This is a genomic window from Nocardia sp. NPDC005978 (assembly GCF_040614455.1).
GTDB lineage: Bacteria > Actinomycetota > Actinomycetes > Mycobacteriales > Mycobacteriaceae > Nocardia.
Genome location: NZ_JBEXUS010000011.1, coordinates 64,930 through 89,262, shown reverse-complemented (window position 1 = coordinate 89,262; position 24,333 = coordinate 64,930). Strand labels below are relative to the sequence as shown.

At 69.6% G+C, this 24,333-nt stretch carries 19 protein-coding genes; 10 read left to right on the top strand and 9 right to left on the bottom strand.

Annotated features, from left to right (window positions below):
• Positions 1-173 precede the first annotated feature (173 nt).
• Both ABZ319_RS07475 and ABZ319_RS07470 read left to right on the top strand, forming a co-directional pair.
• Positions 174-5,639: a carboxyl transferase domain-containing protein gene (locus tag ABZ319_RS07475; RefSeq protein WP_354985496.1), complete on the top strand. Its 5,466-nt coding sequence runs from the start codon at positions 174-176 to the stop codon at positions 5,637-5,639.
• Positions 5,640-5,790: 151 nt separating this feature from the next.
• Entirely contained in the window at positions 5,791-6,798 is a 1,008-nt protein-coding gene (locus ABZ319_RS07470) for an endonuclease/exonuclease/phosphatase family protein (RefSeq protein ID WP_354985495.1), read from the top strand.
• Positions 6,799-6,899: 101 nt separating this feature from the next.
• Here ABZ319_RS07470 and ABZ319_RS07465 read toward each other — a convergent pair whose 3' ends face one another.
• The 3 genes from ABZ319_RS07465 to ABZ319_RS07455 all read right to left on the bottom strand — a co-directional run bounded on the left by ABZ319_RS07465 (position 6,900) and on the right by ABZ319_RS07455 (position 9,238).
• Complete coding sequence (locus tag ABZ319_RS07465) at positions 6,900-7,394, bottom strand: Fic family protein (RefSeq protein WP_354985494.1); 495 nt, start codon at positions 7,392-7,394, stop codon at positions 6,900-6,902.
• Between the two features lie 106 nt (positions 7,395-7,500).
• Positions 7,501-8,151: a hypothetical protein gene (locus ABZ319_RS07460; RefSeq protein ID WP_354985493.1), complete on the bottom strand. Its 651-nt coding sequence runs from the start codon at positions 8,149-8,151 to the stop codon at positions 7,501-7,503.
• Positions 8,152-8,431: 280 nt separating this feature from the next.
• A complete protein-coding gene (locus ABZ319_RS07455; protein WP_354985492.1) occupies positions 8,432-9,238 on the bottom strand; it encodes a sulfite exporter TauE/SafE family protein in 807 nt (268 codons plus the stop codon).
• Between the two features lie 90 nt (positions 9,239-9,328).
• Here ABZ319_RS07455 and ABZ319_RS07450 point away from each other — a divergent pair, with 90 nt between their 5' ends.
• Together ABZ319_RS07450 and ABZ319_RS07445 are read left to right on the top strand one after the other, a co-directional pair.
• Positions 9,329-10,108 (top strand): helix-turn-helix transcriptional regulator, encoded by a 780-nt coding sequence (locus ABZ319_RS07450; RefSeq protein WP_354985491.1) that lies wholly within the window; start codon positions 9,329-9,331, stop codon positions 10,106-10,108.
• A gap of 38 nt (positions 10,109-10,146) precedes the next feature.
• Positions 10,147-11,004: a hypothetical protein gene (locus tag ABZ319_RS07445; protein ID WP_354985490.1), complete on the top strand. Its 858-nt coding sequence runs from the start codon at positions 10,147-10,149 to the stop codon at positions 11,002-11,004.
• A gap of 28 nt (positions 11,005-11,032) precedes the next feature.
• Here the strand turns inward: ABZ319_RS07445 and ABZ319_RS07440 are convergent, their stop codons facing one another.
• The 4 genes from ABZ319_RS07440 to ABZ319_RS07425 all read right to left on the bottom strand — a co-directional run bounded on the left by ABZ319_RS07440 (position 11,033) and on the right by ABZ319_RS07425 (position 13,899).
• On the bottom strand, positions 11,033-11,881 hold the full coding sequence (locus tag ABZ319_RS07440) for an ABC transporter permease (RefSeq protein WP_354985489.1): 849 nt from the start codon (positions 11,879-11,881) through the stop codon (positions 11,033-11,035).
• A complete protein-coding gene (locus ABZ319_RS07435; RefSeq protein ID WP_354985488.1) occupies positions 11,878-12,585 on the bottom strand; it encodes an ATP-binding cassette domain-containing protein in 708 nt (235 codons plus the stop codon). Before ABZ319_RS07435 ends, ABZ319_RS07440 begins: the two co-directional genes overlap by 4 nt.
• A 10-nt stretch (positions 12,586-12,595) precedes the next feature.
• The gene (locus ABZ319_RS07430) at positions 12,596-13,057 is read right to left on the bottom strand and encodes a hypothetical protein (protein WP_354985487.1); all 462 of its coding nucleotides are present in this window, start codon (positions 13,055-13,057) and stop codon (positions 12,596-12,598) included.
• A gap of 179 nt (positions 13,058-13,236) precedes the next feature.
• A complete protein-coding gene (locus tag ABZ319_RS07425; RefSeq protein ID WP_354985486.1) occupies positions 13,237-13,899 on the bottom strand; it encodes a transcriptional regulator in 663 nt (220 codons plus the stop codon).
• A gap of 59 nt (positions 13,900-13,958) precedes the next feature.
• On the opposite strand from ABZ319_RS07425, the gene ABZ319_RS07420 reads away from it, so the two are divergent.
• The 3 genes from ABZ319_RS07420 to ABZ319_RS07410 all read left to right on the top strand — a co-directional run bounded on the left by ABZ319_RS07420 (position 13,959) and on the right by ABZ319_RS07410 (position 17,127).
• Entirely contained in the window at positions 13,959-14,753 is a 795-nt protein-coding gene (locus tag ABZ319_RS07420) for a methyltransferase domain-containing protein (protein ID WP_354985485.1), read from the top strand.
• Complete coding sequence (locus ABZ319_RS07415) at positions 14,750-15,109, top strand: cupin (protein WP_354985484.1); 360 nt, start codon at positions 14,750-14,752, stop codon at positions 15,107-15,109. The genes ABZ319_RS07420 and ABZ319_RS07415 overlap by 4 nt, the downstream gene beginning before the upstream one ends.
• A gap of 452 nt (positions 15,110-15,561) precedes the next feature.
• Positions 15,562-17,127 carry an adenylate/guanylate cyclase domain-containing protein gene (locus ABZ319_RS07410; protein ID WP_354985483.1) on the top strand — a complete coding sequence of 522 codons (1,566 nt, stop codon included), beginning with the start codon at positions 15,562-15,564 and terminating at the stop codon, positions 17,125-17,127.
• Between the two features lie 36 nt (positions 17,128-17,163).
• On the opposite strand, the gene ABZ319_RS07405 is transcribed toward ABZ319_RS07410, so the two are convergent.
• Both ABZ319_RS07405 and ABZ319_RS07400 read right to left on the bottom strand, forming a co-directional pair.
• On the bottom strand, positions 17,164-18,063 hold the full coding sequence (locus ABZ319_RS07405; protein WP_354985482.1) for a bile acid:sodium symporter family protein: 900 nt from the start codon (positions 18,061-18,063) through the stop codon (positions 17,164-17,166).
• 115 nt (positions 18,064-18,178) lie between these two features.
• Positions 18,179-20,434, bottom strand: a complete 2,256-nt coding sequence (locus tag ABZ319_RS07400) for a germacradienol/geosmin synthase (protein ID WP_354985481.1) — start codon at positions 20,432-20,434, stop codon at positions 18,179-18,181.
• Between the two features lie 316 nt (positions 20,435-20,750).
• On the opposite strand from ABZ319_RS07400, the gene ABZ319_RS07395 reads away from it, so the two are divergent.
• Genes ABZ319_RS07395 through ABZ319_RS07385 form a run of 3 tightly spaced genes read left to right on the top strand, consistent with a single transcriptional unit; the run spans position 20,751 to position 24,308 of the window.
• Complete coding sequence (locus tag ABZ319_RS07395; RefSeq protein ID WP_354985480.1) at positions 20,751-22,103, top strand: glutamine synthetase family protein; 1,353 nt, start codon at positions 20,751-20,753, stop codon at positions 22,101-22,103.
• Positions 22,084-22,950, top strand: coding sequence for a gamma-glutamyl-gamma-aminobutyrate hydrolase family protein (locus ABZ319_RS07390; protein ID WP_354985479.1), 867 nt, complete (start codon positions 22,084-22,086; stop codon positions 22,948-22,950). The genes ABZ319_RS07395 and ABZ319_RS07390 overlap by 20 nt, the downstream gene beginning before the upstream one ends.
• On the top strand, positions 22,947-24,308 hold the full coding sequence (locus ABZ319_RS07385; RefSeq protein ID WP_354985478.1) for an aldehyde dehydrogenase family protein: 1,362 nt from the start codon (positions 22,947-22,949) through the stop codon (positions 24,306-24,308). Before ABZ319_RS07390 ends, ABZ319_RS07385 begins: the two co-directional genes overlap by 4 nt.
• The last annotated feature ends 25 nt before the right edge of the window (positions 24,309-24,333 follow it).

The following is a 24,333-nucleotide window of genomic DNA, read 5'->3' as shown; positions in this document are numbered from 1 at the left end:
CCGCCCACCGGAAATTCTCCCACCCGTGACCGGGCCTATACGAGGTATTCCCAAGGATACGTGCGAGTAACAACCACATGCCGTGTACCTGGGCGCGATTAGGTGCAGACTACGCGGGACCGATACTCGAAATCCGCGCCCGATCGGGCCAGTGCAGTGGAAGGAGCAGGCGAGTGTTCAGCCGCATCGCCATCGTGAACCGGGGCGAGGCCGCCATGCGCCTCATCCATGCTGTCCGGGATCTGGCCGCCGAGACCGGATTGCCGATACAGACGATCGCCCTGTACACGGACGTCGATCGCAACGCCACGTTCGTGCGCGAAGCCGACGTCGCGTACGACCTCGGACCGGCTGCCAATCGCCCCTACCTCGACCTGAAGGTGCTCGAGCAGGCACTGCTCGCCACCGGCGCCGATTCGGCCTGGGTCGGCTGGGGTTTCGTCGCCGAGGATCCCGCGTTCGCGGAGCTGTGCGCGCGCATCGGCGTGACGTTCATCGGCCCGAACCCGGATGCCATGCGCAAACTCGGTGACAAGATCGGCGCCAAGCTCATCGCCGAAGAGGTGGGCGTGCCCGTCGCGCCCTGGAGCCGCGGCGCGGTCGGCACCGTCGAGGAGGCCCTGGCCTCCGCCGCCGAAGTGGGCTACCCGCTGATGCTCAAGGCCACCGCCGGCGGCGGCGGGCGCGGCATCCGCGTCATCACCAACGAGGACGAACTGGTCGACGCCTACGAGCGCACCCGCCAGGAAGCCGCCCGTGCCTTCGGCAGCGGCGTCGTGTTCCTCGAGCGCCTGGTCACCGGCGCCCGCCACGTCGAGGTGCAGGTCATCGCAGACGGGCAGGGCACCGCCTGGGCGCTGGGCGTGCGCGACTGCTCGGTGCAGCGCCGCAACCAGAAGGTCATCGAGGAGTCCGCCTCCCCGGTGCTCTCGCCCGAGCAGGTCGCCGACCTCAAGGGCTCGGCCGAGCGCCTGGCCATCGCGGTCGGCTACTGCGGCGCGGCGACGGTGGAGTTCCTCTACCACCCCGGCGACCAGCTCTTCGCCTTCCTCGAGGTCAACACCCGCCTGCAGGTCGAGCACCCGATCACCGAGTACACCACCGGTTTCGACCTGGTGCGCGCTCAGCTGATGGTGGCCTCGGGCATCCCGCTCACCGGTGAGCCCCCGGCCGAACGCGGGCACGCCATCGAGGCGCGCCTGAACGCCGAGGACCCGGACCGTGATTTCGCCCCGGCGCCGGGCCGCATCGTGCGCCTGGATCTGCCCGCCGGCCCGGGCATCCGCGTGGACACCGGTGTCAGCGAAGGCGACACCATCCCCGCCGATTTCGACTCCATGATCGCGAAAATCATTGCCTACGGCCGTGATCGCAACGAGGCGCTGGGCCGGTTGCGCCGCGCCATGGTGCAGACCCGCGTGGTCATCGAAGGCGGCGCGACCAACAAGAGTTTCGTCCTGGACCTGCTGATTCAGCCCGAGGTCATCGACGGCTCGGCCGACACCGGCTGGATCGACCGCGTCCGCGGCGAGGGCCGCCTGGTCTCGCAACGGCATTCGACCGTCGCGCTGGCCGCGGCCGCCATCGACGCCTACGAGGACGAGGAGAGCGCCGAGCGGCATCGCCTGCTGTCCACCGCGTCCGGCGGCCGGCCGCAGGTGCAGCACGAGAGCGGGCGCCCGCACGATCTCAAGCTGCGCGGCGTGGGCTACCGGGTGCGAGTCGCCCGCATCGGCGCGCACCGCTTCCGCATCGGCATCGAGGCGGGCGCCGAAACCCGCACCGCCGACGTCGATCTCGAGCGCTTCGACGAGCACACCGGCCAGATCGTGGTCAACGGCATCCGCTACCGCCTGACCACCGGCACCCACGGCCCCATCGCCGTGGTGGACATCGACGGCGTCACGCACCGCATCAGCCGGGACGAGGGCGGCGTGGTCCGCTCCCCCGCGCCCGCGCTGGTGGTCGCGACCCCGCTCGCGGTCGGCGCGGAAGTCGAAGCGGGAGCGCCGATCCTGGTGCTCGAGAGCATGAAGATGGAAACGGTGCTGCGCGCGCCGTTCAAGGCCCGGTTGAAGGAATGCACCGTATCGGTCGGCACCCAGGTGGAAACCGGTGCGCCGCTCATGCGCCTCGAGCCGATCGCGGACGACGACGGAGCGGGCGAGGCCGCGGCCGTCGGCGCGGTCGAACTGGACCTGCCCGACCGGCCCACCCCCGCGGGCACCGCCGAGCGCATGGCTCGCGGCCTGCAGGATCTGCGCAGCCTGCTGCTCGGCTTCGACGAGGATCCGCACCAGGAACAGCGTGTCCTCGAGGACTACCTCGCCGCGCGCGCGGAAGCCCTCGCCGACAATCAGCGCCCGCTGGCCGACGAGCTCGAACTGGTCGAGGTCTTCGCCGATCTCGCCGAGCTGAGCCACAACCGCTCGTGGGACGAGGACGGCGCGCAGAGCCACGTCCACAGCGCCCGCGAGTACTTCCACACCTACCTGCAGAGCCTGGACGTGGAGCGGGCCGGTCTGCCGGAATCGTTCAAGGCCAAGCTCGGTAAGGCGCTGGGGCACTACGGAATCACCGAGCTCGATCGCACGCCCGAGCTCGAGGCCGCGGTCTTCCGCATCTTCCTGGCGCAGCAGCGCCCGGCCGAGACCGTCGCGGTGATCACCACGCTGTTGCGCAAGTGGGTCCGCGAGCCCGTGCCGAACGGCACGCTGCGCGAGCCGGTCGGCTTGGCGCTCGAGCGTCTGGTGGCCGCCACGCAGGTGCGCTTCCCGGTCATCGCCGATCTCTCGCGCGGTGTGGTCTACGCCTGGTACGGCCTGCCGCTGCTGCGCCGCAACCGCGCTCGGGTGTACACCAATGTCCGCCGGCAGCTGCGGCACTTCGACGAGAACCCGAACACCCCGGATCGCGCCGAGCGCATCTCCGACATGGTCCGCAGCACCGAGCCCCTGGTGCGGCTGCTGGGCCAGCGGCTCGAGCGCGGCAAGATGGACAACTCGGCGATGCTCGAGGTCCTGACCCGCCGCTACTACGGCAACAAGGGTCTCACCGGCGTCCGCACCACCGAGGCCGACGACTGCACCTTCGTGATCGCCGAGCGCAAGGGCATGAGCCTGGTTTCGGCCGCGGTCAGCTTCCACGCCCTGGACACCGCGGTGCGCGGGCTCATCGAGCTGGCCGGTGGCGCCGCCTCGATCGAGGCCGACATCTACCTGGGCTGGGAGGGCCAGCCCGAGGACTTCGACGCCATGGCCGTGGCCCTGCAGGAAGTCCTCAACGCCCAGCCCATGCCGAATCAGGTGCATCGCATCACCTGCACGGTCGCGGGCAGCGGCGGCGCGGTCATGCACCACCACTTCACCTTCCGGCCCTCGACCACCGGGCTGGACGAGGAACGCCTCATCCGCGGCCTGCACCCGTACATCGCGCAGCGCATGCAGATGAAGCGCCTGCACAAGTTCGACCTCACCCGACTGCCGTCCTCGGACGACGAAGAGGTGTACCTGTTCCGCGCGGTCGCCAAGGAGAACCCCTCCGACGAGCGACTGGTGGCCTTCGCCCAGGTCCGCGACCTGGCGGCCCTGCGTGAGCACGACGGCCGGCTGCTCGCGCTGCCGACCGCCGAGACCACGATCGCCACCTGCCTGGACTCCATCCGGCGCGCGCAGTCCCAGCGGCCCTCGGCCAAGCGACTGCACACCAACCGGATCGTCATGTACATCTGGCCGCCGGTCGATGTGACCCGGGCCGAGCTGGAAACCATTGCGGGACACGTGCAGCCGACCACGGCGGGCACGGGACTCGAGGAGATCCTGCTCATCGCCCGTCAGCGCGACGCCCGCACCGACGAACTGGTCAAGATCGCGGTCCGGATCTCGTTCGACGCCATCGGCGGCACCGAGGTCAGCATCGTCGATCGCTCGGACGAGCCGGTCGAGCCGCTGGACGAGTACCGGCAGAAGGTGCTGCGCGCCAGCAGCCGCAACACCGTGTACCCGTACGAATTGACCGGTCTGCTGGGCGATTTCACCGAGCACGACCTGGACTCGGATCACGCGCTGGTGCCGGTCGACCGGCCCAAGGGGCGCAACAGCGCCGCACTGGTCGCCGGTGTGGTGACCACCCGCACCGAGCGGCATCCCGACGGCGTCACCCGCGTGGTGCTGCTCGGCGATCCGACCAAGTCCCTCGGCGCGCTGTCCGAGCCGGAATGCCGCCGCGTCATCGCCGCGCTGGATCTGGCCGAGCAGCTGCGAGTTCCGCTGGAGTGGTACGCACTGTCCTCGGGCGCGCGCATCTCCATGGAGTCCGGCACCGAGAACATGGACTGGGTGGCGGCCGCGCTCAAGCGCATCGTCGAATTCACCCAGGACGGCGGCGAGATCAATATCGTCGTCGCGGGCATCAACGTCGGCGCGCAGCCGTACTGGAACGCCGAAGCCACGATGCTCATGCACACCAAGGGCATCCTGGTGATGACCCCGGATTCGGCCATGGTGCTCACCGGCAAGCAGTCCCTGGACTTCTCCGGCGGCGTCTCGGCCGAGGACAACTTCGGCATCGGCGGCTACGACCGCGTCATGGGCCCCAACGGCCAGGCGCAGTACTGGGCCCCGAACCTGACCGCGGCGCGCGAAGTTCTGATGTCGCACTACGACCACACCTATGTGGCCCCGGGTGAGCAGGGACCGCGCCGCGCGCCGACCGGAGACCCGATCGACCGCGACATCTCCGATTTCCCGCATGTGCTGGCGGACAGCGATTTCACCACCGTCGGCGAGATCTTCTCCGCGACCGCGAACCCGGATCGCAAGAAGCCCTTCGACATTCGCACCGTCATGCGGGCACTGGCCGATCAGGATCATCCGGTGCTCGAGCGCTGGGCAGGCATGGCCGACGCCGAGACCGCGGTGGTGCAGGACGCGCGCCTGGGCGGAATCCCGGTGTGCCTGCTGGGTATCGAATCGCGGGGCGTGGTGCGACGCGGCCTCACCCCGACCGACGGTCCCGACACCTACACCGCGGGAACGCTTTTCCCGCGTTCCTCGCAGAAGGCAGCGCGTGCGATCAACACCGCGAGCGGCAACCGCCCGCTGGTGGTGCTGGCCAACCTCTCGGGCTTCGACGGTTCCCCGGAATCGATGCGCAAGCTCCAGCTCGAGTACGGCGCCGAAATCGGCCGGGCCATCGTCAATTTCCAGGGCCCGATCGTGTTCTGCGTGATCTCGCGCTACCACGGCGGCGCGTTCGTCGTGTTCTCCAAAGCGCTCAACCCGAACATGACGGTGCTGGCCCTGGAGGGTTCGTTCGCCTCGGTGCTGGGCGGCGCTCCGGCCGCGGCCGTGGTCTTCTCCGGTGAGGTCAACGCCCGCACCGGCGCGGACTCGCGAGTGCGGGACCTGGGCACCCGAGCGGCCAACGCCATCGGCGCGGATCGCGCGGTGCTCACCGCCGAGCTCGACGAGATGCGCTCCTCGGTCCGCGCGGAGAAGCTGGGTGAGGTCGCCGCCGAATTCGACGGCGTGCACAACATCCAGCGCGCCGTGCAGGTCGGATCGGTCGACGCGATCATTCGCGCCGCCGAACTGCGCCCGCGCATCATCGACGCGATCGAGGCGGGTCTGAACAAGTAGTCGACCGACGCCCTCGCGCTGCGGGGGCGTGTTCGGCCGGACCGGGTCCGGGGCTCTCCACGAGCCCCGGACCTGCGTCGTTCACGGGGTACGAAGGGTGTGCGCGGCGTCGCGTAGGGTGGGCGGCGCCAACGGGGAGGGGAGATTTTCTGTGAGTATCGATGAGCTGACACAGGATCAGCGGGTCACCGAGCGCATCGCACGACCGAGCAAGCGGGGATGGCTCGGCTGGGTCGGAGTGATCGCCGGCTGGACGGGAATGGTCGCCGCGGGCGCCGGGGTGGGCCTGCACTACAGCACCACGGCGTGGGAGCCGGCGGTCCTCGCGGCGTCGTTCGCCTCGTACCTGATGGTGTTCGCGATTCCGGCCCTGCTGCTGTTCGCAATTACGCGCCGGTGGGTGAGCACGGCGCTGGCAGTCGTGGTCACGACCGCCGCGCTGTGGTCGCAAGCGCCGATGCTGTGGCCGGACGGCTCCGCGCCACCCGGTACCGATGTGGTTGTGATGCAGTCGAATCTGATGCTCGGCCACGGCTCACCCGAAGCGGTGGTCACCGCGGCCCGCGACAACTCGGCCGAAGTCCTGACCATCGAGGAACTCACCCCCGACCTACTGATCCGCCTGGACGCGGCCGGCCTGGCCGACCTGTTCCCCCACCGCTTCACCGCGCCGTCCGGCGGCGGCCAGGGCACCGGCATTTTCAGCCGCTATCCACTGCGGGACGGCGTGAAGTTCGACGGCTTCTGGCTGAACAACCTGCGCGCCACCATGATCCACCCCGACCGCGGCCCGGTCACGGTCTTCGCCCTCCACCCGATCCCCCCGCTCTCGAACGCCGACGTCTGGCACCGGGAACTGACCCGGATCGCGGAAATCCTCGAAGCCCAGTCCGGACCCGTTCTGGTGGGCGGCGATTTCAACGCGACCTGGGACCACGCGCCCTACCGCTCGCTGCTGACCGGCCGCTACGCCGACGCGGCCGAACTCCTCGGCGTGGCCGCCCTGCCGACCTGGCCCACCGATCGGCCGTTCGGACCGTTCATCGGCATAGACCGGGTTCTGATAGCCGGGGGGCATGCGTTGGAGATCAACTCTCACACGATCCCGGGAACGGACCACCGGGCCGTGGTGGCACGGCTGCGGCTCGCCGAGTCCTGACGGACGGCGGGGACCGGTCGGGAGCCTCGACTGCGGTTCCAGAGCTCAATTCCATTGTGCTACAGCACTATTTAGACACGTTGGCAATTCAAATCCCGCGATCACCGCGCACGAGATTCTGCGGCAGCGATCAAAATATCGACCAGCCGCACGAGCTCCCGAGCCCCCTCCGGGTCATCAGCCCGGCGACTCACCGCGAAGACCGGCCCGGCCTGATCGAGCACCACCCCGGCCCGCCCCAGCACATGATCGAACGCCAGCATCGCCGCACGCCCGTTGCCGTCGGAAAAGGGATGAAAGAAACACACATCCAGGTAGACCCGAGCGGCCCGCGCCGCCGGCGCCATCCCCGGTTCGGCGGCCTCACGCAGGCAATTCGCGAACTCCCCGGCGGTAGTCGCGTCGACGCCATACCGCTCGCGACCACCCTTGGCGAACGCGGGAAGCACGCGAAATCGCTCGATCTCGCCCGCTCCCATAGCGATTCGATGCCACTCCGCGAGCCGCTCGAAGGTCAGCTCCGAATCGGACCGCTCCGCGGCCAGCGCCGCGCACACCCGCTCGACGCGCGCCGAGTCCCAGCCCGAGGCTTTCACGTAGGACACAACCCCGTCGCGCCGCCCCGCCACCGGCCCCACATCCCGCCTGCCCATCTCACCCCACGGCACCGCCGCCCGCACCCCGAGCCAGGACCGCAGGTCATCACGCATCGGATTCGAAGAACCCGTCGGCCACCCGCTCGGCGACATCCGCCACGACCGCCTGGTCCGGGCCGACCCAGCTCCGGAAACGCCCGCCGATCGCCGAATGGACCAGCGCGTCGGCGAAGTCCGGCGAAACCCCTTCCCGCGCCAGGAACCATCCCAGCACCTGCGCCGCATGCCGGTACCACGCGTCACCCGCGTTGGTCTGTGCCACGACCTCGGTCACCAGCAGCGGAATTGCGTCTTCCCACACCGTTATCCGCGATTCCGACGACCCCGGGGGCACCCCCAGCTCCCCGAAGCGCCTCGCCAGCCGTTCGAGCCAACCCCGCCACTCCACGAGGGCCCGCACGGTCCGTGCGACCGTCTCGTCCGGTTCACCGACCGAATGGCGCAGACAGCACCACTCCGAGATCGGCCCGCCACCGAAATCGGACTCATCGCACCCCCAGGCCCACCCGTAGGCCCACACCCCGTACCGCTCCCCCACCGCTTCGGAAACCGACACGACCCAGCGCTCGGGATCCGCGCTGTCCGGCGGCGGCAGCGCACCGATCACCCCGGCGGCCTCATCGGCATCGAATGCGTGCGTCGCCGGGTCGACGTCGGCCCAGGACAACGCGCCCGGATGATAATCCCACATGCTCACGAATCAGATTGTGCCGCAGGCCCACCGGCTCGGATCACACCGGCGGTCCGGCCCCGACGACCGCAGAGTCCGGCCGCGACGGTGACCGGAGACGAACCGGTCCGCGTACTCGAAAGGTCCCGACCGCAGCCCGACTGAATCGGCAGCGACAAGCATTCGGAGCACCCGCGTTCCGTCGCCCCCGTCGATTCAGCCCACTCGGGAGACCCATCGGTTCGGCTCCGAGTTCCGGATTCGAGCGGTCACCACCGCCAGCGTCGACCCGAATTCCACACGGGCCCTACGTATTCACGGCGCAGGCGGCGGTGATCATCCCAACCAGGACGACGGTGAGGAAGACCGGGTAGATGATCGCGTGGAAGCGGTCGGGAATCGCGGGCGGCGACCTCTTCAGCAGGCCGATCGTCGGCAACGCCCCGGCCAGGAGCCCGGCGGCAGCCAAGAGGTCGACGTGACCGTAGCTACCGGCGGGCGCCGCTACCGGTGTCGCCAGCGCGTAGACCACGGTCGCGGTGACGGCCACCGGCAGACCGAGCGGGTTGGCCATCGCCACCGCCTCGGACATGGGCAGACCGGCGCGGCGCAGCAGCGGGACCGTCATCACGCTGCCGCCCACGCCGAGAAGCGCTGCGACCGCGCCTATTCCGACACCGCTGACGGGTGGGAGCGGCATCGGCCGGGTGCCCGGCCGATCCGGCGCAGTGATGAACCCGGCGCGCAGCACGATATCGGCGATGGTGATCAGCAGGTAGGCGGCGAACAAGAGTTGCAGAACCCGGTCGGGGACCGCGGTCGAGAGCGCGGCCCCCGCCACCGCGCCGACGGCGATGAAAAGCGCCAGGGGATGCAGGAACTCGGGGCGGAGATCGCCGGTGCGGGCGGCGGCGACCGTCGCGAGCGCGGCGTTGACGATCATGACGGCGGCGGACGTCGCCACGGCCACGTGCATGGCATCGGCGCCGGCGGTGGCGGCCGAGAAGGCGTAGACCACGGGCACGGTCACGAAGCCGCCACCGAACCCGAACAGGACGGTCGTCACGCCGGTCAGACAGCCGCAGCACAGCAGGAGCAGGAACGATGTCAGCACCCGGGAACCGTATGACGCGGAACAGGGGGCGCACATTCGATGTTCGGACCGTTTACCGTGAGAATCCGCCACGCACCTAGGGTGATCAGAATGCGCAACATCGCGGTGGCCGACGTCGATTCGATCGACCGGGCGGTACTGGCGATCGGCACCGACTATCCGGTGTCGCATCCCCTGCCCGCCCACCGGCATCGCCGCGCACAGGTGCTGTACGCGGCGACCGGGGTCATGCGGGTGGACACCGCGCACGGGAGCTGGACGGTTCCGACACAGCGCGCCGCTTTGATTCCACCCGAGGTCGAGCACGCGGTGCTGATGGCGGGCGTCAGCACCCGCAGCCTGTATCTGGAACCCGGCGCGGTGCCGTGGTTTCCGGCGCGCTGTCAGGTGGTGGAGGTGTCCGCGCTGCTGCGCGAGCTGCTGCTGGCCGCGGTGGACATGCCCGCCGAATACGCCCGGCGCGGCCGCGACGCCTGCCTGGCCGATCTCCTGCTGTACGAGCTGCGGAATCTGACCCCGCTGCCCTTCGAACTACCGTTGCCCCTTGGACCCGAACTGCGCGGGCTGTGCGAGCAGTTCCAGCTCGCCCCCACGATCCGGTCCACCCCCGAGGACTGGGCGCTCCGAATGCGCATCAGCACAAGAACATTCAACCGGGTCTTCCGTACCGAAACCGGCATGACCTTCCAGCGGTGGCGACAGCGGGCCTGCGTCGCGCACGCCCTGCGCGCCGTGGCCACCGGCGAAACCGTGACCGCCGTCGCGGCACACCTCGGCTACGACACCCCCGCGGCGTTCTCGGTCATGTTCCAGCGCGAGACGGGGTCTCCGCCTAGCGCGTTCCGACCCCGCGACGCCCGGATTCGGTAGGCTGCCGGGCACATTCCCCGATCACGCGGAGGTGGTTCGTGGCCGCTCCCCCGGCGCCGCCGGTCCGGACGAACTTCCCCGGGCGCGTGCTCGGCCTGCTTGCCACGGGCGCGGTGGTCCTGGGTATCGCCTTCGTGATCGCGCCCCGCGCGCTCGCCGCCCGCGAGGGGGCGTCCTTCGGCGACGCGGACGCGCTGCGCGGCGAGTTTCGCACGGCCTTCGATACCTACTGGCGCACGGGGGAATCCGCCTTCCCGGCGGATCTGCAGCGCATCGTCGACTACTGGTTCCGTTATCACCTGAGCAAGGCCGTCATAGCGGGCGTGCTGCTGTTCGTGCTGATCTCGCTCACGGTGCTGCTGTGGCGCGCGTTCGTTCGCACACACGAATCGAGCACGAACGGCAGACTCGCACTCGGTGCGGCGGGAGTCGTCACCACCGCGCTGGTGTTGTTCGCCGCGATGCTGGTGATCGCCAATATCCAAGGCGCGATAGCGCCTTTCGCCTCACTCCTGCCCTTCCTGATCGACGGCCCACCGGATCCCGCGCTCGCCGAGACCCTCGATCAGGTGCGGCAGCGGTTGGCCGAGGCCGCGACCTCGGGCGAACGCGCGCCCGCCGCACTGAATGTCATGCTGGACGACTTCACGCGCTATCACGTCGTCGTCGCGGTGGCCGCCGCCCTGGTGGCCGCCGACCTGCTGGCGCTGAGCGTGCTGATGTGGCGTAAATCCACCGCCCAGCCCGCGCGTTCGCGAGCGAAGCGCGTGCTGACCGCGTTCGGCGCGCTGTCGATTCTGACGGCGATGGCCACGATCGTGGTGGCGGTGGCGAATACGACCAATGCCGGCGATCCGGCGTCCGGCCTCGCGGCATTGTTCGACGGCGGCTGGTGACCCGCCCGAACAGGACCCGCAGGTGGCGCTAAGCGCCCTGCACCGCGACCGCACCACGGTGCCGCCGAACACGTCCCAGCCACGCCCACGGGCCGACCGCCACCGCGAACACCGCCACCGTGACTACCACGAAGTACACCAGCGACCCGTTGCGCCCGAACCGCGGCAGGAAGGCGAGTTCCTGACCGGTGGCGGCCACCGCGTTGAGGAACGGCGCGTACGCCTGCACCGTATACCCGTGCGGCAGCAGACTGATCGAGTTCTCGGCCACGTACACCCAGAACAGCAGCACCGCGACCGCCGCCGACGGAGTCCGGATCACCGCCCCCGCGGCGATGCCCATCCCGCACGCGGCGAACGCGTACATCGGTACCGTCCACAGGAATCGGAGCCCGGCGGCATCGGTGAGATCCACCTCCCCGTACACGAGCGGAAACAGCCGGGGCAGCGCGACCAGCACGATCACCAGCAACACCACCGTCGACACCGCCGCGATGCCCCCGTAGAACACCCACCGCGCTGCCGCCGCCACCCAGGCGCGCGGGAACAGAAACGCTTCCAGATCCCGGACATCGCCCCGGCGCTGCACGCCGTGCGCGTAGGCGGCGGTCACCATCATGATCGCGGTCGCGAAGGTGATCACCCAGTACACCGCGTTGGTGGTGCTCACCGACGTGATGGCCGACTGCCCCGGAATCCGCGCGAATCGTTCCGCCACAGCCGCGATCGCAAAGGTGACCAGCAACGGCAACCCGACCGTGAGCGGCACCGCGATGCTCCAGAGGAACCCGCGCCCAGACGTGCGCGTCCACTCCGCGGCGATCGCACGGCCCCAGCGCACCCGCAGCGCGGGCTGCACCACCTCGACGCCGCTCACGACGCCCCCACCGGACCGGTCAGGCGCAGATAGGCGTCTTCGAGCCGCACCCCCGGCACGACCAGCGCCGCAAGTGGTTCGGCGGCCAGCACCCGGCCCGGTCCCAGCACCACGATCGCGTCCGCGTTGCGCTCCACTTCGTCCAGCAGATGACTGGTGACCAGCACGCACACGCCGTCGGAGGCCAAGCGCCGCAGCAACTCCCGCAACCACAGGATGCCCGCTATATCGAGCCCGTTGACCGGTTCGTCGAGGATGAGCGTGCGCGGCTCGCCGAGCAGCGCGGCCGCGATGCCCACGCGCTGCAACATACCCAGCGAGTACCGGCCGAGCCTGCGATCGGCCACCGATTCCAGATCGACCAGCCGCAGCACCGCCGCGACCCGGCTGCCGGCGATCCCCCGCGCTCGAGCGATCCACCGCAGATGCCGGCGCGCGGTATGGCGCGGATCGAAGGCCCGATAGTCCAGGTGCACACCGAGATTCGGCGGCGTGCTGTGCCCGGCGCGCACCGGCGCGCCGTCGACCCGGATACTCCCGGCGCCGGGCGCCAGAATGCCCGAGACGCAACGCAGCAGCGAGGTCTTGCCGGTCCCGTTGAGCCCGAGCAGATACGTCACCGCCCCGTCCGCGACGGTCAACTCCGGAACGTCCAGCACGGTCGTCGCGCCGTAACGCAGTGTGAGGCCCTCGATCTCGATCATCGCGGCGGGATCAGAACGTGCACGGAATGGGCAGCCCGACGGTTTTGACGCCCTCGCACAGCGAGCTGTTCGCCAGCTTCCACACCCCGTCGATGCGCTTCCAGGTCACCTTCATCACGATCCCGGGCCGCCCCGCGGAATTGGTGTGCAGCATCGCGGTGTGCTCGTCGCCGCTGTGGGTTTCGGGTCCGGTCACCTCGTTCCAGCCCTTGGGCGCGCGGAACAGCCCGAGGTTGTAGACCGTGCGCGGAACCACGACCGCGTTCATCCCGCCTTCGAGATTGGCGGCCTTGGCCTCGTCGGAGGCGGCGGTCTCCACCAGGAACCGGACCTGCTCCTCGAGATCGGCGAGCGTCGGCACCTCCCGCGTGATCCGGAAGCCCTCGGGTGCGGCGGTCGCGGTCGGCGCGAAGACCGCGAGCACGGCCGCGAGCACGGCGAGCACCCCGGCCAGACTTCGGCGGTTTTTCATCTATTTAGCCTTTCGCGTGATTCACCTAACAGCGCGGCGACGTGGTAAACATACTGTTGAAGGCGCTAAGTTAGCCTAGCCTAACGGCGACGGTCAAGACTCATTTAAATAGCTCGGCCGCGAAGCAGCCGAGGCCCCGGACCGGCCGGACTATCGAAAAGAGGTGTGCGACGGTGAACTCAACCCGCGGTGGTCGCGCCCTGCGGTGGTCGCACGGTGAGCCGCAGCGTCACGCCGCAGTCGCCACTCGCGTCGGGCCGCACGTCGACCTCGTACTGCGCGGCCAGCGCCGCCGAATGCCGCTCGAGAATCCGTTCGATCATGCCCTGCTGAATGCCGACCACGATCTCCGGCGACCCGGCCGCGATGCGCCGCAGCGGGCAGTTGCACAGCGCGATCTCGTGCGTGCCGAAACTCGAGATGGCAGAGGAGACCTGGAAACCCAGCCGCGTCAGCGTCGTGGACAGCACGCCGACCGGATCGGGCAGACCGGAGTCGTCCGCGCTGATGCCGGTGAGGGTGTCCGCCCAGACCCGGCCCGCCGCAGCGGCTTTCGCACGCCGATCCGCCGGGGTGTCCCCCAGCTGGGCGAGCAGCGCGGCCAGCACCGGCGCGATCGGATCGGCCCCGACCGCCACGTACCCCTTGCGCGGGCGGCCCACGGTCTCCGACGGCAACCAGGTGCCCTCGACCAGACCCGCCTCGATGAGCGAGTTCAGGTGAAATCGCGCCGTGGTGATGTGAATCCCCAGCGCCTGCGCGATGACCGGCGCGTCCAGCGGTTGCAGCGAATCGCGCACCAGGGCGAAGACCCGATCCCGCTGCCGGGGCACGGTGGCCATTTCGCTCCTCTCACGCCACGACCGATGACCGATCCGACTGATTGTAGGAACACCGCGATATGACCACACCCCTGCCCTTCGACGAACGCGACTCCGCGCACATCCCCGGACACTGGCTGCTGGCCCGGCTCGGCAAGCGCATCCTGCGCCCCGGCGGCAAGGCCATGACCGAGCGCATGCTCGACGCGGCAGCCCTGCGCGGGGCCGAGGTGGTCGAGTTGGCGCCCGGTCTGGGCAAGACGGCCGCGCTCATTCTCGGGCACGATCCCGCGAGCTATCGCGGCGTGGAAGCCGATCCGGCCGCCGCCGCGCTCACCACCGCGGCCATCGGGGGACGGGGCGAGATCACCGCGGGTGACGCCGCCGCCACGGGTCTGGCCGGCGATTCCGCCGACGCGGTCATCGGCGAGGCCATGCTGACCATGCAGACCGACAAGCACAAGGCCGAGATCATCGCCGAGGCGTTCCGGGTGCTTCGGCCCGGCGGACGGTACGCCATCCACGAATTGGCGCTGCGCCCCGACGATCTGCCCGAGGAGATCAAGACCGAGATCCGCAAGGCGATGTCCCGCTCGATCAAGGTCAACGCCCGGCCGCTGACCGCTTCGGAATGGGCGGCCACCCTCACCGCGGCCGGATTCGTCGTCGACACCATCGATTTCGCGCCCATGGCCCTGTTGCGACCGCGCCGAGTGATCGCCGACGAGGGTCTGCTCGGCACCGCCCGCATCGTGTGCAACATCCTGCGCGACCGCCCCGCCCGCGAACGCGTACTCGCCATGCGCGCCACCTTCGAAACCCATCGCGACGCCCTCATCGCCATTTCCATCATCGCCAGAAAGCCGAACGCGTGACGACCAGCACCGCCCCGATAGTCCACGACACCACTTCCTGGGTGCCGCGCGACGGCGCGACCCCCAACCCGCAGCGCCTGCTGCACGGCACCGGGCTCACCCTGGTGCGCATCAGCTTTCGCGCGGGCCAGCTCCTGGACGAACACCGGGCAGTCGGCCCGATCTTCATCACCTGCGTCTCCGGCGTGATCGACCTCGACGTCACGACCGCCGCCGGCACGACCTCCCACGTCCTCGAGCCCGGCAGCGTCATCCACATCGAACCCGGTGACCCCCACAAACTCCTGGCCCGCACCGACGCGGTCGTCCAGGTCGTGCTCCAGCGCGACGTCCGCACGACGCGCCGCGAGGGCTGACCCCCGGACGCACGATCACTCGGATCCGGCACCGCGGCACAATCTGTACGCCGCACTCGAGCCAGTGCCGGACGTGATCCGCGATTGATTCCGGCGTCACGGCGTGCCACCGGACGGTCGAGCCGCTCGCAGGTATACCCGGGCTCGACGACCGACTCGGCCGAGTCTTTGCATCCCACAGCACCGCGGAGAGTCTCCGCCTGACAGCGGGGTCCGGCTGGTGAAACCCGGAACAATCGCGTGCGCAGCGCGAATGGTGTCGCTGCGCGGGCGCTGTCCCGGTCGACCCGTCACCTACCCGCGGCGGCGCGCTCGGATGCGACCCGGCCGACCGATGCGGGCCCGACCGGCTCGCCGCCGGTCCGGAGTGTCCGACTCCCGTGGCGTTCTCTCCACGCGGTGAACCGGTCGGGAGTCGATCACCGCGCCGGCGTTTCCCCTAGGCTGGCCGCATGGTCGAGGGCGGCGGGGAGCGCAAGGCGCTGGGATCGGCACCGTGGGGATCGCGGTTGCTCGGGCCGGCGAACGAGGGCGCGCTGTCGCGGCGGGTGCGCGTGCAGACGCTGCTGACCGTGCCGCTGATCCTGGGCAACCTGGTCGGGATCGTGGTGGCCATCGCCCTGATCGGGGCGGTGCTGCCGGGCCCGTCGGTCTTCAGCCGCGATTTGATCCTGCTGAACTTCCTGGCGACCCCGCTGTACGCGGCGCTCGCGCTGGTGATCGGCACGACCTGGGGCACGGTGTGGGGCGTGCGGACCCTGCGCTGGGCGATCGACCCCGACCACGTGCCCGACGAGAAGGAACGCCGGGCCGCCGCCCGGGTGCCGCGCCGGCTGGCCTTCCAGCAGGCCGCACTGTGGATCGGCGGTATGGCGGTGCTGACGCCGCTGTACGGGGTCATGGATCCGGCCTTCGTGCCCAAGCTCCTGCTGGGCATCGGATTCAGCGCGATCGTGGTGTGCGCCAACAGCTATCTGGTCGCGGAGTTCGCGCTGCGCGCGGTGACCGCCCGGGTGCTCGACGCGACTCCGTCCCGGCAGGCCCGCGGCGTCGGGGTGTTCGGGCGTTCGGCGCTGGTGTGGGTGCTGGGTTCAGGTATTCCGGTCGCACTGCTCATGGTGGTGGCGATCCTCGCGCTGTGCGGCATGGACATCAGCACCGCGCGGCTCGCTGTCTGCGTGCTGTCCCTGGGCGGGGCGACCCTGGTGTTCGGCGGCATGCTCATGGCCCAGACGCTCGCGGCCACCGTCGCCCCGATCCGCGGCGTGCGCAACGCGCTGCGCCGGGTCGAGAACGGCGATCTCGACGCCGCCGTCACCGTCTACGACGGCACCGAATTGGGCGAGCTGCAAAGCGGTTTCAACCGCATGGTGCAGGGCCTGCGTGAACGCGAGCAGATCCGGGATCTGTTCGGCCGGCACGTCGGCCACGATGTCGCCGCGGCGGCCCTCGAGCGCAATCAGGAACTCGGCGGCGAGGAGTGCTACGCCGCCGCGCTCTTCATCGACATCATCGGCTCGACCACCATGGCAGCCTCGCGCCCGGCCCCCGAGATCGTCACCATCCTCAACGAGTTCTTCGCCATCGTGGTCGACGAGGTCGAGCACGCGGGCGGTCTGGTGAACAAGTTCGAGGGCGACGCCGCGCTCGCGGTGTTCGGCACCCCCGCGCCGCTGGCCGATCCGGCCGCCGCGGCCCTGTCCGCGGCCCGCGCCATCCGCTCCCGGTTGACCGGCGCCGCAAGCGAATTCGACGCCGCGATCGGGGTCGCGGCCGGGCGCGTGGTGGCCGGCAATGTCGGCGCGCACCGTCGCTACGAATTCACCGTCATCGGTGACGCGGTCAACGAGGCCGCGCGCCTGTGCGAACTCGCCAAATCCTATGACGCGCGCGTACTGGCCTCGGAGAACACCGTGAACGCCGCCGACCTCGACGAGCAGAAGCATTGGGAACTCGGTGAATCGGTGACCCTGCGCGGCCGTCTGCAACCGACCCGGCTGGCCGGCCCGCGGCCGTGAGCACCGGGCGGCATCGCCCGCGACATCCGCTCCGCGTCAGGATTCGGCCGGTTGCAGATCCGCCGCGTCGTGGCGCGGGTGCCGCGGCCTGGTCAGCAGCCAGCCGACCGCCGCCGCCATGGGCGTCATGAGAATGGCGTAAACCGCTGCCGGAACGGCGATCTGGGTGCTGTCCAGGACGCTGATCGCGATGGTGATGGAGATGGCGCTGTTGTGGATGCCGATCTCCATCGAGCACGCGATGGCCTGCCGCCGCCCGATGCCCAGGCGGCGCGGCACGAAATATCCGATCGTCAGACTCAGCAGGCAGAACAGCGCCGTGATCGCGCCGACCTGGCGCAGATAGCCCGCCGCGTCCGAGCGTTCGGCGCTCACGCCGACCACCACGACCAGCGCGAGCAGGACCACCGAGGCGATTCGCACCGGCCTGTCCATCCGATCGGCGAAACCCGAAGCCACCCGCCGCAGGATCATGCCGAGCACCACCGGCACCAGGACGATCGCGAAGACCTGCACCACCTTGCCGAATTGCAGCCCGACCGCGCCGGTGTCGTCGACGGGTTCGAAATAGTCGATGGCGAAGTTCACCAGCAGCGGGATGGTGATCACCGAGATCACCGAATTGACCGCCGTCAGCGAGACATTGAGCGCCACGTCACCGCGGAACAGATGGCTGAACAGATTCGCCGACGCCCCACCGGGCGAGGCCGCCAGCAACATCATGCCCACCGCCAGCAGCGGCGGCAGATCGAAGGCCAGGATCAGACCGAACGCCAGCGCCGGCAACACCAGCACCTGGCACACCAGCGCGATGGCGACCACCTTCGGATGCCGCGCGACCCGCGCGAAATCCTCGATGGTCAGTGACAGCCCCAGCCCGAACATGATCACGGCCAGCGCGATCGGCAAGGCCACCGATACGGCTCCGGTATTCACCTGATTTCCCCACCCTTCTCCCCTGGATCCTCCAGGGTAGCGACCGCCCAGCGGGTCCCCGGGCAATACGCGGTGCCGGGCGGCCCGGTTCGAGCCGCCCGCCACCGGTCGTGCGTCAGCTGTGTACGGACCGCGCCGCGCCGAACCGGTAGGCCGTGGTGCCCAGCCCGGACGGCCGGGTGAAGCCCGGGGTCACCGGGGCCGCGGGCGCCGGCGGGGCGGGCCGGTACCGCGCGATCAGATGTTCTTCGCCGTAGCGCCGGCATTCCAAGTGCCAGTGCAGGATTCCGGCCAGCCAGTCCTGCAACTCCCGGGCCCGCTGGTCGAGCACCCGGCGCACGTCGGGCTCGAGCTCGTACTCCTCGTAGAGGGTGGGCAGCTCCACGCTCACCACCCGCTCGAACTGTTCCATGCGCGCGGTCATCAGATCGTTGACCACGGCCACGGCTCGATCCCGGTCGCAGCCCAGGAAATTGCGGATGACCCGCACCCCGTTGTGGAAGTCGCCCTCGAACTCGGTTTCCTTCTGATACGAGAACAGATCGTTGAGCAGCACCGCGTAATCGGCCGCGGTGTTCTCCAGATTCGACAGCGTCTGGGTCCGGTAGATCTGCGGCGGAACGAGATTGCCGTGTGTGAGCCGCGAGAGCGACTTGGTCAGATCCGAGCCGAAGGTGTCGCGGCGCATCTCCACGTAGTCGATGGGATCGGGGATGCGGTGCAGGGTGTGATTGAGCACCTCCCACTCGCACGCGGTCAGGAAACTCTGGATGGCCCTGCGGAATTCCTGTTTCTGCGCGCCGTCCATGGGCGCGGTGGTGCGCGCCCACAGATCGGCCAGCCCGGCCTCGAGGGGATTGACGGGCAGTTCCGCCGCCGCCCCCTCGATCGGCATGAACTCCGCCAGCCGCAACCCCTGCGCCTTCGCCGCGACCACGTTCTTGGCCGGGAAGAAGACGGCCGGATAGTAGTCGTCGACGTAGGTGCCCCAGGTCAGCCACCCGCTCGACAGGTCGAGTTCGTCGCCGTTCGCGTCCGGATCCAATCCCGCTGCGCAGAGCGGGAAGTCGAAGTCGCGCAGATCGCGCTCGGACCAGATGTTCACCTCGACCCCGGGCGCGGGTTCGAGCATGCCCATGGCGCGCGCCCAGTCGACGATGTGTTCGCGGGCGGCGTCGACCCGCGGATTGAGCCGCAGGGTGAAGGGCATGTAGATCTCCGGCAGCGGCGTCGGGCCGACCGGTTCGGGCGCGTGGGCGAAGCTCCTGACGCGCGGCCCCAGGCCCAGGCTGCCCGGGGTGAGCCGCAGCGCAGACATCCCGATTCCGTTCGGTATGAGCGTTGTCGGCAGGGCGGCGGTCGAACTCGCGCGAGTGCTCGACTTGTTCATGTAGCGGCTGGACCGCAGATGCCATTCGTGCCCGCCGGCCTGCCAGTCCTGCAACCCCTTGGCGTATGCCGCCACCGCGAGCTGGGCCCGTGGCGTCGCCCCGTATTCGGCGAACAGCAGCGGCAATTCGGTGAGCGCGGTGTATTCGAACTGCTGCACGCGCGAGGTCAGCAGATCGTTGACGATCTCCGCCGCGGCCTGGGTCGCACAGCCCAGGAAGCGTTCGACCACCAGAATGCCGTTGGCGTTCTCGCCCTCGGAACGCACCTCGCGCTCGTAGGAGAAGATGTCGTTGCGCAGGTGCACCCCGTCGGCGAAGGTGTCGCACAGCACGCGCAGCGGCCGGGTGTACGCCAAGTCGGCCGGAACCTCCGCCGCCACCGCGTGTTCCACCAGATTCGCCGACCACGGCGCCCCGCCGACCTTGCGCCGCATCTCGATGTACTCGATGGGGTTGGCGATGCGGCCCTCGGTGATGTTGGCCAGCTCCCATCGCGATTCCTCGAGCAGCGCCTGCGTGGTGCCGGCGAAGCGCCGCCGCCAGTCCAGGGACATGCTCGGCACCGTGCGCGGCCACAGATCGGCCAGGCCCTGCTCCACCGGATTGGTCGGCTCGGGCATCTCGACGCTGTCCAGCGGCATGAAGGCGCGCAGGCGTTCCAGATAGTCCCGGGCGCCGCGGGTGTCGCCGGTCTTCTTGAACAGTTCGAGGAAGTGATCGTCGAAGTAGAAGACCCAGACGTACCAGTCGGTGATCAGGTCCAGTTCCGGACTGTCGCAGTCGGGATGGGTGTACGCGCAGAGCAACCCGTAGTCGTGCCGCTCCAGGTCGGTCTCGTCCCAGATGTGATGCCCGAGCTGCGGTTCGAAGAAGCCCATGCGCGCGGCCCACCCCCGGGTATGCGCCCGGGCCTGTTCGAGATGCGGATTGAGCCTGGCCGGATACGGCATGTAGAAATCGGGAAGTTCGAACGGCTGCACAGCAACCCCCTGGCCCTGTATCACAACGCTGACGGTGCATTTTCGAGCAAAGCAAAACCGCTGGACCAACGACCAGCGGAACCTTCTGTGCGGCAGGGTGTTTCTGCCCTCCACTACGGTACGACCGGGACAGCGAACTTTCAGGAAAATCACCGACCTTGCTCCCCCGCCCCTGCGGTGTGGCATCTCGCCGCGACGCGAGCTACCGGCCAGACTGGGTGCCGCCGATCGCATCGTGGATTCGGGCAGCCCGAGGCCGCGACTTCGCTTAGCGTGATCGGCATTGCCGCCGAGAGGGGTCATGATGCGAACCGGGATGCTGAGTGTTGCCGAGCTGATGCAGTGGGTGGAGGCGGGAACGCTGGACACCGTGTTGGTCGCCATGACCGACATGCAGGGCCGGCTCCAGGGAAAACGTTGCTCGGCACGGTATTTCGTGGACGAGGTGCTGGACCACGCCACCGAGGCGTGCAACTACCTGCTGGCCGTGGACGTCGACATGGCCACCGTGGACGGGTACGACATGTCCTCCTGGGACACCGGCTACGGCGATTTCGTCCTGCGCCCGGACCTGGCCACCCTGCGCCTGGTGCCGTGGCTGCCCGGCACCGCGCTGGTGCTGTGCGATGTGGAGCAGGTCGACCCCGCGGGCACGCCGGTCACGGCCTCCCCGCGTCAGGTGCTGCGCGCCCAGCTCGATCGCCTGGCCGAGCACGGCCTGCGCGCCTACGTCGGCACCGAGCTCGAATTCCTGGTCTTCGACGACAGTTACGAGTCGGCCTTCCGCGGCGGCTACCGCGAACTGACCCCGGCCAACCAGTACAACGTGGACTATTCGATGCTGGGCACGACCCGTGTCGAGCCGCTGCTGCGCCGCATACGCAACGAGATGGACGGCGCGGGCATGTACGTGGAATCGGCCAAGGGCGAATGCAATCCCGGTCAGCACGAGATCGCCTTCCGCTACGACGAGGCCCTGATCACCTGCGACAACCACACCATCTACAAGACCGGCGCGAAGGAGATCGCCGCCCAGGAGGGCCGCAGCCTCACCTTCATGGCCAAATACAATGCGCGCGAGGGCAATTCCTGTCACATCCACCTGAGCCTGCGCACCGAGGCAGGCGAGCCGGTCTTCCCCGGCGACGGCGCGATCGGCGAATCGGCGATCCTGCGGCACTTCCTGGCCGGGCAGCTCGAATGCCTGCGCGAGTTCACCTATCTACTGGCCCCGAACATCAACTCCTACAAGCGCTTCCAGGCGGGCAGCTTCGCGCCGACCGCCATCGCCTGGGGCCGGGACAACCGCACCTGCGCGCTGCGCGTGGTGGGCCACGGCCCGGCCCTGCGCTTCGAGAACCGCGTACCCGGCGGGGATGTGAACCCGTACCTCGCGGTCGCCGCGACCATTGCCGCGGGGCTGCACGGCATCGAGAACGCGCTACCCCTGGAACCGGAGTTCCGGGGCAACGCCTACCGTTCGGATCGCCCGCGCGTCCCGGCAACCCTGCGTGAGTCCGCCCTGCTGTTCGGCGACAGCAAGGCCGCCAAACTCGCCTTCGGCGACGAGGTGGTCCGCCACTACCGCAACGCGGCGCAGGTGGAACTCGACGCCTTCGACGCGGCCGTGACCGACTGGGAGCGCATCCGTGGCTTCGAACGCCTCTGATCACGACACCGGCGCGGACGGACCCGGACACCGCCCACCGGCGTCCGCACCGGACCAGGCTCACCCCACCCGCCGCGCCACGCCGGAAGCCGCGGCGGCGGTGCGCGATCCGGCGCCGGATGCACCGGCCTTCCGGCCCGTGATCGGCCTGACCACGTACTCCGAACGCGCTCGCTACGGGGTCTGGGATCAGGAATGCGCGCTGCTGCCCCGGGACTATGTCGATCTGGTCGAGCACGCCGGGGGCACCGCGGTCCTGCTGCCACCGGTCGGCGCCGCACGGCGCGAACTGGTGCGCCGCCTCGACGGCATCGTCCTGACCGGCGGGGCCGATCTCGAGCCCTCCCGCTACGGCGCGGCCCCCGATCCCGCGACCCGCGGCACCCGGCCCGAACGCGACGAATCGGAGTTCTCGCTGTTCGAACTGGCCCGGGCCGAAGGCATTCCGGTGCTGGCCGTATGCCGCGGACTGCAACTGGTGAACGCGGCCCTGGGCGGCACCCTCGTGCAGCACCTGCCGGACGTGCTGGGGCACACCGATCACGCCCGCACCCCCGGGATCTTCGGCGCCACCCGCGTCACCACCGTCGCGGGCAGCCTGGTGGCCGCGATCATCGGCCCCGAGGTCAAGGCGAACTGCCATCACCACCAGGCCATCGAACGACTCGCCGAACCGCTGCGCGCCACCGCACACGCCGCCGACGGCACCATCGAAGCGATCGAATCGCATGGCGAATCCTTCCTGATCGGTGTGCAATGGCATCCGGAGGCGGATCTCACCGATCATCGGCTCATGCGGGCATTGGTAGCGGCGGCAACGACATACGGACAGGAGCGCGATCGGTGACGACATCCCAGGTGATCAACCCCGCGACCGAGGAGGTCATCGCGACCGTCGAGGCGGCCGATCTCGCCGCGGTCGACGCCGCCATCGAGCGCGCCCACCGCGCCGCACCGGGCTGGCGCGACACCGCCCCCGGCGACCGCGCGCGGCTGCTGCGCCGCTTCGCCGACGCCGTCGACGCCGACCTGGAGCACCTGGCCGCACTCGAGGTCCGGAACTCCGGCCACACCCTCGGCAACGCGCGCTGGGAGGCGGGCAACGCCCGCGACGTGCTGCACTACAGCGCCGGACTCCCCGAACGCCTGCTGGGCAGTCAGATTCCCGTCGCGGGCGGCATCGACGTCACCTTCCACGAGCCGCTGGGCGTGGTCGGCATCATCGTGCCCTGGAACTTCCCCATGCCCATCGCGGCCTGGGGCTTCGGTCCCGCCCTGGCCGCGGGCAACACCGTTGTCCTCAAACCCGCCGAACTGACCCCGCTCACCGCGCTGCGGCTGGCCGAACTGGCCGTGCGAGCGGGCCTGCCGGAGAACGTCTTCCAGGTGATCGCGGGCAAGGGCTCGGTGGTCGGGCAGCGGTTCGTCACCCACCCGGCCGTCCGCAAGGTGGTCTTCACCGGCTCCACCGAGGTCGGCAAGCAGATCATGACCGGCTGTGCCGACCAGGTGAAGCGGGTGACCCTCGAACTCGGCGGCAAGAGCGCCAATATCGTGTTCGGCGACGCCGATCTGGAGAAGGCCGCCGCCACCGCGCCCGGCGCGGTGTTCGACAACGCCGGCCAGGACTGCTGCGCCCGCTCCCGGATCCTGGTGCAGCGCAGCGTCTTCGATCGCTTTCTCGAACTCCTGGAACCCGCGGTGCGCGGCGTTCGGGTCGGCGATCCAGCGCTCGAGACCACCGAGATGGGACCGCTCATCTCCAACGCGCACCGCGAGCGGGTGGCGAGCTTCCTCGAGCCCTCGACCAAGGTGGCCTTCACCGGCGACCGCCCCGAGGGGCCCGGTTTCTGGTTCGCCCCCACCGTGGTCCTGCCCCAGGGCCCGGCCGATCGTATCCTCACCGAGGAGGTGTTCGGCCCCGTCGTCGCGGTGCTGCCCTTCGAGGACGAGGCCGACGCCATTCGCATCGCCAACGACACCGAGTACGGCCTGTCCGGCTCGATCTGGACCTCGAACGTGGGCCGGGCGCTGCGCGTGAGCCGGGCCGTGGAGGCCGGGAACCTGTCGGTGAACTCGCATTCCTCGGTGCGCTACTGGACACCGTTCGGCGGCTTCAAACAGTCCGGCCTGGGCCGCGAACTCGGCCCCGACGCCGCCCGCGCGTTCACCGAGACCAAGAACGTCTTCATCGCCACCGACTGAGCACCGCGCCCCCGGCCCGGATCCA

Bases quoted from the DNA above. Each gene is read 5' to 3' on its own strand.
- ABZ319_RS07450 (WP_354985491.1), top strand. From the start codon at position 9,329: ATGCGCAACATCGCGGTGGCCGACGTCGATTCGATCGACCGGGCGGTA.
- ABZ319_RS07435 (WP_354985488.1), bottom strand. From the start codon at position 12,585: ATGATCGAGATCGAGGGCCTCACACTGCGTTACGGCGCGACGACCGTG.
- ABZ319_RS07430 (WP_354985487.1), bottom strand. From the start codon at position 13,057: ATGAAAAACCGCCGAAGTCTGGCCGGGGTGCTCGCCGTGCTCGCGGCC.
- ABZ319_RS07425 (WP_354985486.1), bottom strand. From the start codon at position 13,899: ATGGCCACCGTGCCCCGGCAGCGGGATCGGGTCTTCGCCCTGGTGCGC.
- ABZ319_RS07420 (WP_354985485.1), top strand. From the start codon at position 13,959: ATGACCACACCCCTGCCCTTCGACGAACGCGACTCCGCGCACATCCCC.
- ABZ319_RS07410 (WP_354985483.1), top strand. From the start codon at position 15,562: ATGGTCGAGGGCGGCGGGGAGCGCAAGGCGCTGGGATCGGCACCGTGG.
- ABZ319_RS07395 (WP_354985480.1), top strand. From the start codon at position 20,751: ATGCTGAGTGTTGCCGAGCTGATGCAGTGGGTGGAGGCGGGAACGCTG.